This window comes from Idiomarina xiamenensis 10-D-4 (genome assembly GCF_000299895.1).
Taxonomy (GTDB): domain Bacteria; phylum Pseudomonadota; class Gammaproteobacteria; order Enterobacterales; family Alteromonadaceae; genus Idiomarina; species Idiomarina xiamenensis.
In genome coordinates, this window is sequence record NZ_AMRG01000016.1 from 1 (window position 1) to 16670 (window position 16670).

A 16670-nucleotide genomic window follows, 5' to 3' on the forward strand; every position below is an offset into this window, starting at 1 on the left:
AAAAGTCAACTGCTCTACCAACTGAGCTAACAACCCACAACATATTTCAGGAAGCATCTTCAGTAAAGGAACTGGTGGGTCGTGCAGGATTCGAACCTGCGACCAATTGATTAAAAGTCAACTGCTCTACCAACTGAGCTAACGACCCAATCCCTTCACGTCGATAATTAGACGCTTGTTGTTACAGCAGGAATGCTGTTGCAACGGCGGCATAGTTTACTGAAATAACGCCGCGTTGCAACCCTAATTTATCCTAAATTGAATCGTTTGCTTACTAAACGAGCGAATTGGTGATTAAAGCTTCGATAAACGCTTTTTCGCCAGACCTGCTTCGGTGCTATCGCCATACTGTTCGACGACTTGTTGATAGAAGCTACGAGCCACATCGTTGTTTTGCTGTTGCTCAGCAATCACACCCAATTTGAGCAAACAGTCACCACGCTTATTACTGTCAGGGTGCTCATCAACCACGGTCTTAAACTCGCTGGTTGCGGCATCATATTCACCTTTAGCAAATAACAATTGGCCTAGCCAATAATGTGCATTGGGAATATAAGTCGACTGCGGAAAACGCTTAATAAATTCACGAAACTCTGGAATAGCTGCGTCATAACGCTTGTCTTCTAGCACCAATTTTATCGCGTGATCATAAGCCTCATTCTCGCTTAAGTTAGCGGAATAGTTGACCTGATTAGTGGTTGACGATTGACTGCTGCTAGTGCCGTTATCTAACTGGCGGGTATCGACACTGACATTGTTGTTAACGCCAGCGGCGGGCGCTGCGCTCAAGCGTCGGTCGATTTCTTTATACAGTTCACGCTGACGTTGTAGCAACTGCTCTAAACGGTAGGCGTGCTCTTCGGTGATGCCACGTAAATCGGCGACATCCTGTTGCAAGCTGTTCACTTTTTGCAGCAGCGAAATCTGCGCTTCATTACGCGCTTCAAGCATGCGCTCTAAATCGCCAATACGCTGTTCAAGCGACGAGCCGTTAACACTGGAGACAGGCGCAGGATCGGCAAGCGCCGACCCTGCGACCATGACCAGAACTGCCGTTAAGGTCTTTTTCATGATACTAACTTAGTAAACTAATACCGCACGACGGTTTTTAGCGTATGCCGCTTCGGTAGACGCTTTCACCATCGGTTTTTCTTCACCGTAAGAAACGGTCGATAACTGTGAACTACGAACACCCAAGTTTTGTAGGTATTCGCTAACCGCTTTAGCACGACGCTCGCCCAACGCAATGTTGTATTCTGGAGTACCGCGCTCGTCAGTGTGACCTTCGATAACGATACGAACCGATGGGTTCTTCACTAAATAGTCGGCATGTGCAGCCAGCAGTTCAGCGTATTCAGACTGTACGTTTGAATCGTCAAAAGCGAAATACACGGTATGCTCTTTGCGCATTTCTTCGTATTTTTCCTGACGAATTTCTTCAGGTGATTTTGCACGTTCAGCAGAACCTACCTGAACACCAGACTGACCAGACTGCTGGTTAGTAGTTTGTTCTGAGCCAGAACCTGATTCGCTTTGCTGGTTTGAGCTACATGCAGCCAGTGTCACCATCGGCAGAGCAATAGCCAGACTTTTAAGCAGTTTATTAAGTTGCATCCTTTTTATTCCTTTTGTCTGTTACAAATCCGCGATTTTAGGCCCATCACATGAACGGTGACCATGATGGCGACTTAACCTCACCATCTTTGGCCGGTAAGCGCGCCTTAAAGCGACCATCAACGGACACCAGCGCCAGTACCTGACGATTTTGGTGCGTCGTGCTGTAAATGATCATGCTGCCATTCGGCGCCAAGCTTGGCGACTCATCCAAAGTAGTCTGAGTCAGCACTTGCATGGTGCCGGACGGGTATTCCTGTTTCGCAATGTTATAGTTACCACGGGTACGGTTTACCATTATGACTGACTCACCGTCCGGTGCAACTGTCCCGCCCAGGTTTTGTTCACCGTCAAATGTCATACGGCGAACATCACCTGATAGTAAATCTACGCGATATAACTGCGGTCTGCCACCTCTTTCTGAGGTAAACACAATAGATTTGCCATCAGGTGTCCAACTTGGCTCGGTATCGATAGCCCGATGATTGGTCACACGTTGCATTTCGCGAGTGGCCAAGGTCATCACATAAATTTCAGGATTACCGTCCTTAGATAATACCATAGCGAGTTTTTTGCCATCTGGCGAGAAAACCGGATTACCATTAATGCCAGCGAACGAGGTGATACGTTCGCGCTTGGTGGTATAGATATCCTGAATAAAAATTTCGGGGCGTTTATTCTCGAATGAGACATACGCTAACTTGTTGCCGTCTGGCGACCAAGACGGTGACATTAACGGTTCATTGCTGCTTAGCAGTACTTTCTCGTTATAGCCATCATAGTCGGCAACGACCAAGTGATGAGGGCGCTCATCGTCGTAGTTCACCGACACGTAGGCAATGCGTGTCATAAAAGCGCCACGCTGACCGGTCAAGGCTTCGTAGACGACGTCCGAAATCCGGTGCGCATACTGGCGGAACTGATCACCATCGATGACACTACTACGAGCATCTAGAATATGATCGTTGCTCTGCACCAATTCGCCGTTTTGCAACATCTGTGCTTTACCGCCGGTAATTTGGCCTCGCAACACATCGATGAGCTGAAACTGCACCATATAGCGATCAATCGAATACTCCTCAATGGAACCGACCAATACCGCTTCCACGCCCATCGATGCCCACGACGAATAATCCATCTGCTGGTCACTAGCCGGTTGCTGTGGCATGGCCGCGGTCGGGATCGGGTTAAACTTGCCGCTACGCATCAAGTCCGCAGCGATGACATCGGTCAGCCCCGCGGGCGCTGGACCTGTACCTTTCCATTTAAACGGCACCACCGCGATGGGTCGAGCACTATCGATACCCTCTGTGATCACAATTTCCAGCACGCTGGCACGCGCGACTTGCATTGTCATCAGGGTAACCCCTGCCATTAGCAATAAAAACCACTTTTTCATGACACCCTTTCCACCTGCATAAACTCCGTCTAGGTTAACCAGCTTAATTGGCCTGGTTAAGCTTAGTTGGAGCCACCGTTAACTGAATATTTTTGAACAGCGCCGCGACTTCTGGGTCATCTGGCATCGGGAACGTACCGATTTGATTGACCGCGGTCACCGTTGAGCGACACAAGTTGGTATCGCCATTACCTTGAACGTCTATGACAAAACCACTTGTGGCAAGGTTCAATTGCACCACACATTCCTTACCAATGTCATTAGACGACAAACGTAAGCGTGACATAATTTGCCGCTGAATGATCGCCATATACTTCTCTTTTTCGCTTTGCATACGTTGCTGACGAGCTTGGTTGCGAGCCGCCATTTCTTCCGCTAATTCTTTTTGCAACTGCGCTTCGCGTTCGGCTTGGCGACGCTGTTCCTCCTCACGACGCTTGCGCTCTTCTGCAGCCTTACGTTCCGCTTCTTCACGCGCTTTACGTTCCGCCTCGGCTTTACGCGCGGCTTCTTCTTCGCGTTTACGCTTTTCGGCAGCGGCTTTCGCTGCTTGCTCTGCTTCTTTACGCTGCTGTTCCAATTTTGCAGCTTCTTGCTTAGCCTGTTCCGCTTCTCGCTTAGCTTGTTCACGTGCCGCTTGCTGCTGCCGCTCCAGTTCAGCAGCCTCACGCTGTTCACGTTCACGGGCTTGCCTTGCCGCTTGCGCACGGCGCTCTAATTCAGCGATGCGACGTTGCTCGGCTTGTTCTTTGTCGCGCTGCTGCTGCTGGATCTTCTGCACTTGCTGCTCGACCGCCGAGGCATCCACCGCGACCGCCTCAACAATCGGTTGTTGGTCTGGCTGCGGATTGTCCGCCGAAATTTCCAGCGTAGGAGCATCCGGCGTGAACTCAAAGCTCACCAATAACACGGCGGCAATGACGCCGTGCACTACTAACGATTTAAGCCACGCTAAGCCGGTCCCGCCGGTCTGTGCTGATTTAGCCACGATTTACTGTTCCGGATTATCTGTCATTAAGCCGACCGATGGTACGCCTGCGCGCTGCAGAAAAACCATCAGTTGTACTACTTGGTTATAAGATACCGCGCCATCACCATTGACCACTACCGGCGTTTCTGGCTCTACTTGCAGGTGGGCAGCAACCAGTACCGCTAACTCCTGCGCGCTCATCGGTGCTTCTGGATCGTCGGCAATATTCAAAAAGTACTCACCGTCGCGATTGACCGATGCCACCATTGGCGGTTTGCTGTCTTCCGATAGCGGTTTAGCCGAGGCTTTCGGCAGCTCAACTTTGACGCCCTGAGTGATCAACGGTGCGGTCACCATAAAAATGATCAATAACACCAACATCACGTCGATGTAGGGAACCACATTGATTTCCGCGACCGGACGACGACGGCGACGTGGTGGTGCCATTAGCATGGTTACACTCCTTCGCCTGTGCTTGGTTGTTTTTTCCCGGCCAACGCCTGACGCTGTAAAATCGCGATAAACTCATCCATAAAGTTAATATATTGGTTATCGATTTTCTCTACGCGATGACTAAATCGGTTATACGCGATAACCGCCGGAATCGCCGCGAATAAACCCATCGCGGTAGCGATCAAGGCTTCGGCAATGCCGGGGGCGACCATCGCCAAGGTTGCCTGTTGCACCGCACCAAGGGCGATAAAAGCGTTCATGATACCCCACACGGTACCGAACAAGCCGATATAAGGACTAATTGAGCCAATGGTTGCCAAGGTGGTGAGATTAGCTTCTAGTTTGTCGGTTTCGCGCGAATGAGCAATACGCATGGCACGATAACTGGCTTCAAGAGTTTCCTGTGGACTAGCATCGTTATTTCGTAACCGCGCGAACTCTTTAAAACCGGCATGGAACAGGAGTTCTAGCCCTGTCGCATTGTGTGCCCGCGCCGAAATTTCCTGATATAAGCGCGCTAAATCGACGCCCGACCAAAAGCGGTCTTCAAATTTAAGTGCTTCTTTGCCGGCCGACTTCAGTACTTTGCCACGTTGGAAGATCAGCATCCAACCTAACACCGACATCGCCAATAACAGCAACATCACTAATTTAACCAGTAAGCTGGCTTGTAAAAACAAGTCAATAAACGATAATTCAGCTTCCACGCCGTAATTCCCCTAAAATTTCCGCGGGCATGGCAACCGCCCGCATCGCTTTATTATCTACGCAAGCCGCTTTAACTTGCGCCTGGCACAATAGCTTACCATGCTTATCCAGCACCTGTTGCTGAAAAACCACCGAAGCTCGACCTAATTTCGTGACGACAACAGTCACACTTAGCTCATCATTAAACCGTGCTGGTGCTTGCAAATCCAAATCAACATGCCTGACCACGAACGCGACCTGTTGTGCTAACCAGGTGTCTTGCTCAATCCCTAGACTACGTAACCATTCTGTCCGGGCTCGCTCAAGAAATTTGAGATAATTGGCATAATAAACGATGCCACCAGCATCGGTATCCTCGTAGTAGACCCTGATTGGCCAACAAAAAGTTCCATGTTTTGTCATCATTTATTCCAGTTTTACAACAATTTACTAAATAGTAAAAATCACTGCTTATGCGATAGTTTTGCATAAACCAGCAAAAAACAGAGCTGTTCAAATAAACACCAGAGTTTTTTTTATGCTTAACAAATACTCAGAGCATCACAACCAACTGATATATAAGAGATTCAACAATTATTCAGCAATTTTATGATGTTTTTTTAAACAAACGATTTTTTTAATCATAAAAAAAACTAATCCGACTCTACAATTTTTCTCGGTTGATAGGACGTCATCTTGGCTTATAATGCACAACATCAGATTTGAAGAGATTGGTTGTCACTTCTTCTGTATTGTTCCCTGGATTTAACTTCCTTCTTGTTGTTCTGTAGTTTGCCCGCGCTTTGCGCGGGCTTTTTTTTACCTATTGATCGCTATCGTTGAGCGTTGGCGTTAGGCCAAAATGACGGTAGGCATGTGGCGTTGCAATGCGACCGCGAGGGGTACGCTGTAAGAACCCCTGCTGAATCAAATAGGGTTCTAACACATCTTCAATGGTGTCTTTTTCTTCGCCAATGGCAGCAGCCAAATTATCTAAACCGACCGGCCCACCTAAAAACTTTTCCATGATTGCCAGCAACAACTTGCGATCCATATAGTCGAAACCAGCGCCATCCACATCAACCATATCCAACGCCGCCGCCGCCACTTCTGCGGTAACTCGGCCATCACTACGTACTTCGGCATAGTCGCGCACACGGCGTAGCAAACGGTTAGCAATACGTGGCGTACCACGAGAACGCCGTGCGATTTCACTGGCTCCGGCATTATCCATATCGACTTGTAGATAGCGCGCCGAACGCGCCACGATATCGGTGAGTTCACTGACTTGATAAAACTCTAATCGCTGAACAATGCCAAAACGATCGCGTAAAGGCGAGGTTAAAGCGCCAGCACGGGTGGTCGCGCCGATTAGCGTGAACGGTGGTAAATCCAGTTTTATGGAACGCGCCGCCGGTCCTTCACCGATCATAATATCCAGCTGATAATCTTCCATCGCCGGATACAAAATCTCTTCAACCACTGGACTTAAACGATGTATCTCATCGATAAAAAGTACATCGTGCGCTTCAAGGTTAGTCAACATCGCTGCCAAGTCACCGGCTTTTTCAAGTACCGGCCCAGAGGTGGTGCGAATATTGACATCCAATTCATTGGCAACAATATTGGCAAGTGTGGTTTTACCCAAACCTGGTGGTCCAAAAATCAACAAATGATCGAGCGCTTCTTGGCGCTGCCGGGCGGCCTCAATAAAAATTGCCATTTGCTCAACCACATGGCTTTGGCCGGTATAATCGGCGAGCTTTTTCGGCCGGATGGCGCGATCAACCCATTCGTCGTCACCTTGTGCGGCACCTTGAATGATACGGTCTGCCTCAATCATAATCGCTACCTATGCCATCGACTTTAACGCCTGACGGATGATCTCTTCGCTACTCATACCGTCGTTAGCTACCGTTTTAACCGCTTTTTCGGCCTGCGCCGCTTTGTAACCTAATGCTAGCAAAGCACTTAACGCGTCGCCACGACTATCGCTGCCTATCAAGGTTGTGCCAAGTTGTTCGTTATCGGCAGGCATAGCATCGGTCGCCGGTGTCGCCATCAGCGGCAGATCTTTTAAGCGATCTCGCATTTCCACCACTAAGCGCTCGGCGGTCTTTTTACCCACACCGGGTAACTTCACCAAGCTCGCCACATCACTTTGTTGTATGACCATGGTGAACTGCTGTGCCGACATACCGGACAGTATTGTCAGCGCTAATTTAGGCCCGACGCCTTGCGCCTTAATCAATTGCTGAAACAGATGGCGTTCTAACGGTGTGATAAAGCCATACAATAATTGTGCATCTTCACGCACCACAAAATGCGTTAAAACCGTAACCTCGGCGCCCGTGTCTGGTAATTGATAAAAACAACTCATGGGCATTTGAATGTCATAACCGACACCCTGTACGTCAACCACAATATGGGGCGGTTGCTTACTGCTTAACAGCCCGCGAATATGAGCAATCACAACGCTACTTCCTTTATTAACGCAGGCGCCTCGACGCACGTGTGCGGCTCTGCGCACCTGCTTGGTTGATCAGACTTTGTTGAGTATGAGCATGACACAAAGCAATAGCCAATGCATCTGCGGCATCCGCTTGTGGTTTTTTACTGAGCTTTAATACCGCCATCACCATGTGTTGTACCTGAGCTTTGTCAGCACCGCCGCGTCCCACTACCGCTTGTTTGACTTGCCGCGCGGCATACTCAGAGACCACTAGGCCAGCGCTGGCCGCGGCCACAATAGCCGCACCGCGCGCCTGTCCCAGCTTTAATGCAGAGTCAGGATTACGCGCCATAAATACTTGTTCAATGGCAAATTGCTGCGGTTGAAACTGAGTGATCAACTCACTGACGCCGTCGAAAATACGTTTTAGGCGTTCGGCTAGGCTAGTATCGGCAGTGCTCGCGACGCGAATACAGCCGCTAGCAATGTAGTCAAAGCGCGCACCTTGCTGACGGATAACACCGTAGCCGGTTACGCGCGATCCCGGGTCAATCCCGAGGATGACGTTCATGATGACAGTTGCTCAAAAATCTCATCACTGATGTCGGCATTATGATACACATCTTGCACATCATCTAAGTCTTCTAAAACATCGATCAGCTTTAAAAACGTAGTCGCCGTATCAATGTCTAATTCCGCTTTAGTGGCTGGCACTTGTGTTACTTCGGCGTGACTGGCGTGTAAACCAGCGGCATCCAGCCCGTCTTTAACCTGACCAAATAGTTCTGCAGTGGTAAACACGTCTAAGCTACCATCGTCATAGCTAACAACGTCTTCAGCACCGGTTTCCAATGCCACTTCCATCACCTGATCTTCGTCAACGCCGGCATCGGCACTAAAACTGATCACCCCACGCTTACTAAACAAATAAGCAACCGAACCGTCGGTGCCCAAATTGCCATTGTGCTTAGAAAAAGCAAAGCGAACCTCGGATACCGTACGGTTACGATTATCGGTCATACACTGCAATAATACAGCCACCCCACCCGGACCATAGCCCTCGTAGGTCAGTTCTTCGACGTTGTCGCCGTCAAGTTCACCTGAACCGCGCTTGATCGCGGTATCAACGGTGTCACGCTTCATATTATTAGAAAGCGCTTTGTCCACAGCGGCTCGTAGGCGCGGGTTGGTTTCCGGCTCAGGACCGCCCTCACGCGCTGACACGGTAATTTCCCGAATCAGCTTAGTGAAAATTTTGCCGCGCTTGGCATCTTGCGCGGCTTTGCGATGTTTGATGTTAGCCCATTTGGAATGTCCTGCCATTAACTTCGCTCCTTTGCTGGCGGCTACGCTTGGCCGTCATTGGTTTGCTCAGCATCGAGGTTAACGCTGATGCCCAGATCCTGCAACGCGTCGTCATTGGCGTAACCCGGTGCGTCGGTCAGTAAACACGCCGCGGTGGTCGTTTTCGGGAAAGCAATAACGTCGCGGATAGAGCTCGCGCCGACCATCAACATCACCAACCGATCCAGGCCAAACGCCAAACCGGCATGCGGCGGTGTACCGTATTTCAGTGCATCGAGTAAAAAGCCAAATTTTTCTCGTGCTTCTTGTTCACCGATCCCCAAAATATTAAACACCGTTTGCTGCATATCGCTGTCGTGAATGCGCACCGAACCACCACCCACTTCAACACCGTTGAGCACCATGTCGTAGGCGTTAGACAAGGTGTTGGCTGGATCGGCTTGCAATTGTGCTGGGGTGACGCCAACCGGCGCGGTAAAGGGATGATGGATGGCGGTTAAGCCGTCTTCGACTTCTTCAAACATCGGGAAGTCGACCACCCATAACGGCTGCCAGCCGTCAGCGACTAAGCCAAACGTTTCGCCTAGCTTTAAGCGCAACGCACCCATTGCTTCAGCGACGATATTAGCTTTATCGGCACCAAAGAAGATAATATCGCCCGAGTTCGCTTGCAGACGGCTAAGCAACTCGCTAACCACATCATCAGGTAAGAATTTCAAAATTGGTGACTGCAAACCATCGCGACCGGCGTCGATATCGTTGACTTTCAACCAAGCTAAGCCTTTAGCGCCGTAAATGCCAACAAACTGCGTATATTCATCGATGTTCTTGCGCGAGATCTGGTCAGCAACCGCAGGCACTTTTAACGCCGCCACACGCCCTTTGGCATCGTTGGCTGGCGCCGAGAACACTTTAAAATCAACGTCTTTCAATAAGTCGGCAACGTCCACCAATTCTAATGGATTGCGTAAATCCGGCTTATCGCTCCCGAAACGACGCATCGCTTCGTGCCAAGTCATGGTCGGAAACTCGCCCAACTCTACCTGCAGCAAATCACGGAACAATTGTTGTACCATCTGCTCGGTGACCGCACGCACTTGCTCAGCGCTCATGAACGAGGTTTCAATATCGATCTGGGTAAATTCGGGTTGTCGATCAGCGCGTAAATCTTCGTCACGAAAGCACTTAACGATCTGATAATAGCGGTCAAAACCCGACATCATGAGCAATTGTTTAAATAACTGCGGCGACTGCGGTAAGGCAAAAAACTTGCCATTATGGGTACGGCTAGGCACCAAGTAGTCGCGTGCGCCCTCAGGGGTGGCGCGGGTTAACATCGGCGTTTCGATATCTAAAAAGCCCTGTTCATCCAAAAAGCGACGCACGGCGCTGGTCACACGGGCACGAAAGCGAATGTTGTGATTCATGTCGGGACGCCGTAGATCCAAATAACGATAGCGCAAACGCGCCTCTTCGCTCACATGCTGATTAAAGTCGATAGGCGATGGTTCAGCGCGACTAATAATCGTCAGTTCCGAGGCGATAAGCTCAACTTTGCCGGTCGCCATCTGTGCGTTGACTTGAGATTCAGGGCGTAGGCTAACCTTGCCGCTGACCTGTATACAAAACTCTTGGCGCAACTTGTTTGCATCGGCAAAGATAGCCTGTTGGTCGGGGTCAAATACCACTTGGATGATCCCTTCCCGGTCACGCATATCGACAAAAATCAAACCACCCAAATCACGACGACGATGAACCCAGCCGCATAACGTCACGGGTTGATCGGCTAATGTTTCGTTGACTTGTCCACAGTAATGGCTTCGCATGCAAACATCCCTAGCGCTGATAATGTAAAAAGAAAGCGCAACATTATAGCGAATTGGCACAGAAAGTCATTAGCAGCACCGCTTGCTTAACTGACTAAAACAGCGTCAATCGTGACTCCAATAGTACTTTTCCGTTACCATAGGGACTTTTCTGATTGGTTGAGGACATCAGGGTGCACAACGATAACCAGCATAAACGCGACGCGCTGTTCGCAGAGCCAGCGCAGCAAGTCGCCGACTTCTGTTTTGACGAGCGCGTGGTCGAGGTATTTCCCGACATGATCAGTCGTTCGGTGCCAGGTTATCAGACGATTGTTAACAGCCTGACACAATTTGTCCGGCGCTTTGCTCAACCGCAGTCCAATCTATATGATTTGGGCTGTTCATTAGGCGCTGCCACCATCGCTATTCGCCAGGGCTGTGAGCATGTCGATGGCTGCCAAATCATCGCCGTCGATAATTCAGAAGCGATGATCAAGCGTTGTCGTATGCATGTTGATGGCTACAAAGGCCGAACCCCGGTTACGATTCGTTGCGAAGACTTAGCCGCAACGCCGATCGACAATGCCTCGGTGGTGGTGCTGAATTTTACCCTACAGTTTGTTCCGCCTGCGCAACGAGCCGCGGTTATCCAGCGTATTTATGACGGTATGCGGCGCGGCGCGGTCTTGCTAGTCGCCGAAAAGTTGAAGCATGACGATACGGTCGTTGACGAGCTACTGGTCGATTTGCACCATGACTTTAAGCGTGCCAATGGTTACAGCGACTTAGAAATCAGTCAGAAACGTGCGGCGATCGAGAATGTGATGCGTATCGATAGCTTAGCGACACATTTTCAACGTTTTCACGAGGCCGGTTTTAAACACCATAGCGTGTGGTATCAATGCCTTAACTTTGCCGCCATGTTGGCGATTAAATAGAGGGGTACAGGTTTGTCGTTGTTTCGTGATGATTTACAAGCATTGCTGAATGGCCCGCTACACCCGTGGCTAGCGCATGTAGCACCGCAGTTAGCCAGTTGGCAACAGCAACCCCACGGCGACTTTAAGCGTTGGCAACGGGTTTTGGCACAACTACCAGCGCTCAAAAGCGACACTTATCAACTGGGCGACACGGTGAGTGTCGGTAATATCGAGCAAGCTAGCGACAGTCAACGGGCACAACTGCAAGGACTGTTAAAACAGTTAATGCCTTGGCGCAAAGGCCCATTTGAGTTGTTTGGTCTGCATATTGATACCGAATGGCGTTCTGATTGGAAGTGGCAACGCATTGCGCCTCATTTAGGCGACTTAAGCGGTCAACAGGTGCTGGATGTCGGTTGTGGTAGCGGCTATCACCTCTGGCGGATGCTGGAAAGTGGTGCCGACCATGCCTGGGGGATTGATCCCGGAGAGCTGTTTCTGACCCAGTTTCAAGCCATACGTAGTTATATGCCAGCAGCTATAGCCAAACGCGCACACTTTTTCCCGTTAGGCGTCGAGCATCTGCCAACACAGAATAACTTCGATACGGTATTCAGTATGGGCGTGCTTTATCACCGTCGCTCACCGATAGACTTTCTTTACCAATTACGTCATCAATTAAAGCGCGGCGGGCAACTGGTGCTCGAAACCATTATCAGCGAAGGCGATGAGCATCATGTATTTATGCCAGGTGAGCGCTACGCTAAAATGCGCAATGTCTGGTACTTACCCAGCACCGGTGCACTCAGTCATTGGCTAAAACGTTGTGGCTTTAGCGAAATTGAATTATTAGACGTGAGTACTACCACCACCGATGAGCAACGACGGACGCCGTGGATGGAAAACGAGTCTTTAGCAGATTTTATTGATCCAAATCGTCCAAATTTGACTATAGAGGGGTATGCGGCACCAAGGCGAGCCGTTTTTCGTGCACGTAGGGCCTAAAAACACGCATACCAGGTAACAATAATAAAATGAGTAACTATCGACCTAAAACGACAGTAGAACAGTGGCGTATTCTACAAGCGGTTGTCGATCATGGCGGCTATGCTCACGCCGCTGAGTTTCTGAATAAAAGCCAGTCTTCATTAAATCATGCCGTTGCCAAATTGCAGCAGGTGCTGGGTATTCAGCTATTAGAAGTTCGTGGCCGTAAGGCTGAACTGACTCAAGCAGGACAGGTGATGCTGCGTCGCTCACGACAGCTGACGCAAACCATCACCGATTTAGAGCAACTGGCCGACAACCTCACCGAGGGCTGGGAGCCGGAGGTGCGGCTAGCTATTGAGATGGTATTTGACCGCACGCCTTTAGTACCCGTGTTACAAGAGTTTGAGCATGCCAGTCGCGGTACCCGCTTGACGATTGAAGATACCGTATTAACCGGCACCTTAGAGCATATTAGCGAGAAAACCGCCGATGTGGTGATCACTTATCATCTACCCAAGGGCGCCATTGGCGAGCCGTTGGCCGATTTTAAATTAGAGCTGGTTTGCCACCCTAACCATCCTCTCGCACAGCACGATGAAGCCTTTGCTCAAAGCGAACTGTCGCAACACTTACAAATTGTTATCCGCGATACCGCATTGAGTCCTCGCGAAGAAGAAGGTTGGCTAAAAGCCGAACAACGCTGGACCGTGAGCCACTTTGACGAAGCCTTGCGGTTGGTAAAAAGTGGACTAGGCTTTTGCTGGTTACCACCTTACATTACCGAGCAAGCCATTCGGGATGGGCAATTAAAGCGCTTGCAATTGGCAGGTAGCTCTCATCGTCGCGGACAACTGTATTTGATTTTACCAAAAGGCGACAACGCTGGCCCTTGCGCACGACGATTGGCAGAGCTGATCTTGGCGCATTGCAAAGGCGACCCGATGCAAGAAGCGGCCGAGTAACCCAAGCGGTTACTCGGCCTTTTTTTACTCTATAGCGATTTACACCAAGTTTTTCAGCCAAGCACTTAAATCACTACCAATTTTGGGATGGCGCAGAGCATGCTCAATGTACGCTTGAGCGTAGCCCAACTTATTCCCACAATCGTGACTACGCCCCTTCATGTAATAGGCGTTCACCTTATCGTCTGCCAAGAGCATCGCCATCGCATCGGTTAATTGAATTTCATTACCGGCGCCGACCGGTGTTTTTTCCAACAACGGCCATAGCGCCGCGGGGAACACATACCGGCCAACCACGGCTAACTGTGACGGTGCTTTATCCAACGCTGGCTTTTCTACCAATTGTTTAATCGCCGTTTGTTCGCCAGGCGCTAATTCAACACCAGCCAAATCGGCAATACCATACTGATCGACTTTATCAGCCGGCACTTTTTCGACCATTACCTGCGCCGCTGCCGTCTGTTCATAGTTTTTCACCATTTCAGCCAAGTTGTCACGACTCAAATCACAGCTGGCGGCGTCAACTAATACATCGGGTAGCACTACCGCAAAGGGCTCATCACCCACCAAGTTGCGCGCACACAACACCGCATGACCTAAACCTTTCGCGACCCCTTGGCGAACGCAGCTAATCGTCACCCCAGCCGGACAAATCGCCCGTACCTCGTCAAGTAATGCTTGTTTATTACGTTGTTCGAGCGTCGATTCCAACTCATACATCGCATCGAAATGGTCGGCGATAGCATTTTTACTCGAGTGCGTGACCAAAATGATGTCGGTTAAACCGGCAGCCGCACATTCTTCGACAATAAACTGGATCAAGGGACGATCGACCAACGGCAACATTTCCTTGGCGATGGCTTTAGATGCTGGCAGCATGCGCGTGCCTAAACCGGCAACCGGGATGACAACTTTTTTGACCATGAAATTCTATCCTTTGATAAAGAAAACGCATGATATTTGCATACCATGCGTTTTATCTACTAACCATTGAGTCGCATTAGTTTAGCGCGAAACCCTGGCTAAAACAGCGTTTTTTATGAAGTCTTTACGACTTGCCGACGCCTTCATGCTCGGCAACGGCTTCAAGTTCTTGGTTAAGACCTTCTTTCTCGTCTTTAGGTGCTGAACGCTCGGCGCCGTGCATCCAATCGACCAATTTGCCGGAGATCAGCCAAAGCACCACAGCAAAAATCGCTAGACCCACAGTGATACCACCGAACACCACCAGCAAACCAGAAAACTCAGGCTCTATACCCACTGAAGCGGCCATACTGCGTACCGTTTCGTATTTTTCTGCGCCGTCAGAGAAGGCACCAACCATACCAGCTAAGTATTGTGCAATGGCTGGCATCAAGAACCAAATACCCATGACCAATGACGCTAAGCGAAGCGGTGCCAACTTCGTCATCAGTGACAAGCCTACTGGCGAAATACACAACTCACCTAAGGTGTGGAATAAGTAAGCTAAAACTAACCAAATCATGCTAGAGCTGCCAGTCGCTTGGATCTCGAACACGCCGACAATCAAAAAGCCAAAACCAATAGCGGTCAATAATAAACCGACAAAAATTTTGATGGGCGCGTCAGGGCTTTTATCAACCTTATTTAAGTACACCCAAATGAATGAGAACACCGGCGCGAATAATAAAATGAATAATGGGTTCAAGGATTGGAAGTAACCCGCAGGCACTTCCATACCCGCCAAAATACGGTCGGTATAATCTTGCGCGTAGATGTTCATCAAACCGCCAGCTTGCTCAAATGCCAGCCAAAATACGGTAACGAACACAAACAACGATAAAATCACCCGCAAACGATCACGTTCGACCTTAGTCAGCGGCTGTTGTACGCCACCAGAGGCTTGTTTTGACAACTTCGCGCCCGGCACCTTACCGACATCACCTAAAAAGCGTTGGAAGGTTGCAAGCTGAGTTAAGACCGCGATAGTCATACCCACACCGGCGGCAAAATAACCCCAGCGCCAGCCGTAATCAGCACTTTCACCCAATGTCGACGTGACCAGCGGCGCAAAGAAGGCACCAAGGTTTATACCCATGTAGAAGATTGAGAACGCTGAGTCACGGCGCGCGTCACCCTGCTCGTATAAATCGCCGACGATGGTTGAAATATTGGGTTTGAATAGACCGTTACCACAAATAATCAGGCCCAAACCGAGATAAAATATCGACATGCTATGCGGTGTTGCAGCAAATAATACAAACTGCCCCGCCGCCATTAATATACCACCCATGAGGATGGATAAGCGCTGACCTAAAAAGTTATCGGCCAACCAGCCACCCAGTATGGGAGTAAAATAAACTAATGCCGTGTAAGTACCATACAGTTCTAACGCACTAGCATGCTCCATGCCAAAGCCAGGGTTAGTACCTTCGGTGGCAGCCACTAAGGTGAGTACCAATAGGGCGCGCATACCGTAATATGAAAAACGTTCCCACATTTCGGTGGTGAACAGGATATAGAGGCCGGCCGGGTGTCCGAACAGCGTCTTGGAACTTGGAGGATTGGTCATAAATGATTCCTAAAGGACTTCCAAATCTGTTGTTATGATAATAATTAGGCGCCTAGGTTATACCGTTTTACTGCCCATTAATGCAAGCCTACTCGGGTAGTTCGCTTAACTTTTACGTTAACTGACCTGTTGGTTAAGCCTGACAGCGTGCTATGATAGCCGCCTCAAGTGCTTGATCAGCCCCTAAAAACTGCCAATGCTACGAGAATCTCAGCATGCTATATTTTTTTCCTCGACAGTTGCCTAAATTGCAGCCTTTCTCGGTTACCGAGCGGCTCGCCATCATTCAAATAGCGCAAGAATCGATGCCTTTGCCGCGACGCTTTTTCGCTAATACCATAAAGATTTTGGTGCTGGGATTATTATTTTACAGCTTGGTCAGTGTTGAAGGATGGTTGTGGCGGGTGCTGAGTCTAGTCGCAGCCGTCGCCGCCTATCCGCTATTATTTCAGCCCATTACACTGAGCTTAATCGGCCCCTACTTAGATACCGCAATTAAGCGTTTTCGAGCACAACAAGAAGACAGCGAAGCGGAGCAGCAAGAAGATGAACCTCAGTAACACCATTAACACGAAGG

Annotated in this window: 18 protein-coding genes and 1 tRNA gene; 4 read left to right on the top strand and 15 right to left on the bottom strand. The window is 49.5% G+C overall.

Annotation, left to right across the window (positions count from 1 at the left end; genetic code table 11):
* Positions 1 to 72: 72 nt before the first annotated feature.
* The 13 genes from A10D4_RS11140 to aspS form a co-directional block, all read right to left on the bottom strand.
* Positions 73 to 148: transfer RNA gene (locus A10D4_RS11140), tRNA-Lys, on the bottom strand.
* Between the two features lie 146 nt (positions 149 to 294).
* A complete protein-coding gene (gene ybgF / locus A10D4_RS11145) occupies positions 295 to 1071 on the bottom strand; it encodes a tol-pal system protein YbgF (RefSeq protein WP_008489604.1) in 777 nt (258 codons plus the stop codon).
* A gap of 9 nt (positions 1072 to 1080) precedes the next feature.
* Positions 1081 to 1614, bottom strand: coding sequence for a peptidoglycan-associated lipoprotein Pal (gene pal / locus A10D4_RS11150; RefSeq protein ID WP_008489605.1), 534 nt, complete (start codon positions 1612 to 1614; stop codon positions 1081 to 1083).
* A gap of 46 nt (positions 1615 to 1660) precedes the next feature.
* The gene (gene tolB, locus A10D4_RS11155; protein WP_008489606.1) at positions 1661 to 3013 is read right to left on the bottom strand and encodes a Tol-Pal system beta propeller repeat protein TolB; all 1353 of its coding nucleotides are present in this window, start codon (positions 3011 to 3013) and stop codon (positions 1661 to 1663) included.
* A gap of 43 nt (positions 3014 to 3056) precedes the next feature.
* Entirely contained in the window at positions 3057 to 4001 is a 945-nt protein-coding gene (gene tolA / locus A10D4_RS11160) for a cell envelope integrity protein TolA (protein ID WP_008489607.1), read from the bottom strand.
* 3 nt (positions 4002 to 4004) lie between these two features.
* Entirely contained in the window at positions 4005 to 4436 is a 432-nt protein-coding gene (tolR, locus tag A10D4_RS11165; protein ID WP_008489609.1) for a protein TolR, read from the bottom strand.
* 2 nt (positions 4437 to 4438) lie between these two features.
* Positions 4439 to 5143 (bottom strand): protein TolQ, encoded by a 705-nt coding sequence (tolQ, locus tag A10D4_RS11170; RefSeq protein ID WP_008489610.1) that lies wholly within the window; start codon positions 5141 to 5143, stop codon positions 4439 to 4441.
* Positions 5133 to 5546, bottom strand: a complete 414-nt coding sequence (ybgC, locus tag A10D4_RS11175; RefSeq protein WP_008489611.1) for a tol-pal system-associated acyl-CoA thioesterase — start codon at positions 5544 to 5546, stop codon at positions 5133 to 5135. The genes tolQ and ybgC overlap by 11 nt, the downstream gene beginning before the upstream one ends.
* A 400-nt stretch (positions 5547 to 5946) precedes the next feature.
* The gene (gene ruvB, locus A10D4_RS11180; RefSeq protein WP_008489612.1) at positions 5947 to 6966 is read right to left on the bottom strand and encodes a Holliday junction branch migration DNA helicase RuvB; all 1020 of its coding nucleotides are present in this window, start codon (positions 6964 to 6966) and stop codon (positions 5947 to 5949) included.
* 9 nt (positions 6967 to 6975) lie between these two features.
* Complete coding sequence (gene ruvA / locus A10D4_RS11185) at positions 6976 to 7596, bottom strand: Holliday junction branch migration protein RuvA (protein WP_008489613.1); 621 nt, start codon at positions 7594 to 7596, stop codon at positions 6976 to 6978.
* A 16-nt stretch (positions 7597 to 7612) separates the two neighbouring features.
* A complete protein-coding gene (gene ruvC, locus A10D4_RS11190) occupies positions 7613 to 8146 on the bottom strand; it encodes a crossover junction endodeoxyribonuclease RuvC (protein ID WP_008489614.1) in 534 nt (177 codons plus the stop codon).
* Entirely contained in the window at positions 8143 to 8898 is a 756-nt protein-coding gene (locus A10D4_RS11195) for a YebC/PmpR family DNA-binding transcriptional regulator (RefSeq protein WP_008489615.1), read from the bottom strand. The genes ruvC and A10D4_RS11195 overlap by 4 nt, the downstream gene beginning before the upstream one ends.
* A gap of 23 nt (positions 8899 to 8921) precedes the next feature.
* Positions 8922 to 10706 carry an aspartate--tRNA ligase gene (aspS, locus tag A10D4_RS11200; RefSeq protein ID WP_008489617.1) on the bottom strand — a complete coding sequence of 595 codons (1785 nt, stop codon included), beginning with the start codon at positions 10704 to 10706 and terminating at the stop codon, positions 8922 to 8924.
* A 173-nt stretch (positions 10707 to 10879) separates the two neighbouring features.
* On the opposite strand from aspS, the gene cmoA reads away from it, so the two are divergent.
* From cmoA to A10D4_RS11215, 3 genes are read left to right on the top strand one after another with little or no spacing between them, the layout of a single operon-like run.
* Entirely contained in the window at positions 10880 to 11626 is a 747-nt protein-coding gene (cmoA, locus tag A10D4_RS11205) for a carboxy-S-adenosyl-L-methionine synthase CmoA (RefSeq protein ID WP_008489618.1), read from the top strand.
* Between the two features lie 12 nt (positions 11627 to 11638).
* Entirely contained in the window at positions 11639 to 12613 is a 975-nt protein-coding gene (gene cmoB / locus A10D4_RS11210) for a tRNA 5-methoxyuridine(34)/uridine 5-oxyacetic acid(34) synthase CmoB (protein WP_008489619.1), read from the top strand.
* Positions 12614 to 12642: 29 nt separating this feature from the next.
* A complete protein-coding gene (locus tag A10D4_RS11215; protein ID WP_008489620.1) occupies positions 12643 to 13560 on the top strand; it encodes a LysR family transcriptional regulator in 918 nt (305 codons plus the stop codon).
* A 39-nt stretch (positions 13561 to 13599) separates the two neighbouring features.
* Here A10D4_RS11215 and galU read toward each other — a convergent pair whose 3' ends face one another.
* Both galU and A10D4_RS11225 read right to left on the bottom strand, forming a co-directional pair.
* Entirely contained in the window at positions 13600 to 14484 is an 885-nt protein-coding gene (gene galU, locus A10D4_RS11220; RefSeq protein ID WP_008489621.1) for a UTP--glucose-1-phosphate uridylyltransferase GalU, read from the bottom strand.
* Between the two features lie 124 nt (positions 14485 to 14608).
* The gene (locus A10D4_RS11225) at positions 14609 to 16093 is read right to left on the bottom strand and encodes a peptide MFS transporter (protein ID WP_008489623.1); all 1485 of its coding nucleotides are present in this window, start codon (positions 16091 to 16093) and stop codon (positions 14609 to 14611) included.
* A gap of 215 nt (positions 16094 to 16308) precedes the next feature.
* On the opposite strand from A10D4_RS11225, the gene A10D4_RS11230 reads away from it, so the two are divergent.
* Positions 16309 to 16653 (top strand): DUF6170 family protein, encoded by a 345-nt coding sequence (locus tag A10D4_RS11230; RefSeq protein WP_008489625.1) that lies wholly within the window; start codon positions 16309 to 16311, stop codon positions 16651 to 16653.
* The last annotated feature ends 17 nt before the right edge of the window (positions 16654 to 16670 follow it).

Coding starts and splice junctions, on each gene's coding strand:
- A10D4_RS11225 (WP_008489623.1), bottom strand. CDS start 16,093: ATGACCAATCCTCCAAGTTCCAAGACGCTGTTCGGACACCCGGCCGGC.
- A10D4_RS11230 (WP_008489625.1), top strand. CDS start 16,309: ATGCTATATTTTTTTCCTCGACAGTTGCCTAAATTGCAGCCTTTCTCG.
- aspS (WP_008489617.1), bottom strand. CDS start 10,706: ATGCGAAGCCATTACTGTGGACAAGTCAACGAAACATTAGCCGATCAA.
- tolR (WP_008489609.1), bottom strand. CDS start 4,436: ATGCTAATGGCACCACCACGTCGCCGTCGTCGTCCGGTCGCGGAAATC.
- tolB (WP_008489606.1), bottom strand. CDS start 3,013: ATGAAAAAGTGGTTTTTATTGCTAATGGCAGGGGTTACCCTGATGACA.
- galU (WP_008489621.1), bottom strand. CDS start 14,484: ATGGTCAAAAAAGTTGTCATCCCGGTTGCCGGTTTAGGCACGCGCATG.
- A10D4_RS11195 (WP_008489615.1), bottom strand. CDS start 8,898: ATGGCAGGACATTCCAAATGGGCTAACATCAAACATCGCAAAGCCGCG.
- pal (WP_008489605.1), bottom strand. CDS start 1,614: ATGCAACTTAATAAACTGCTTAAAAGTCTGGCTATTGCTCTGCCGATG.
- ybgC (WP_008489611.1), bottom strand. CDS start 5,546: ATGACAAAACATGGAACTTTTTGTTGGCCAATCAGGGTCTACTACGAG.
- ruvB (WP_008489612.1), bottom strand. CDS start 6,966: ATGATTGAGGCAGACCGTATCATTCAAGGTGCCGCACAAGGTGACGAC.
- A10D4_RS11215 (WP_008489620.1), top strand. CDS start 12,643: ATGAGTAACTATCGACCTAAAACGACAGTAGAACAGTGGCGTATTCTA.
- ruvC (WP_008489614.1), bottom strand. CDS start 8,146: ATGAACGTCATCCTCGGGATTGACCCGGGATCGCGCGTAACCGGCTAC.
- ybgF (WP_008489604.1), bottom strand. CDS start 1,071: ATGAAAAAGACCTTAACGGCAGTTCTGGTCATGGTCGCAGGGTCGGCG.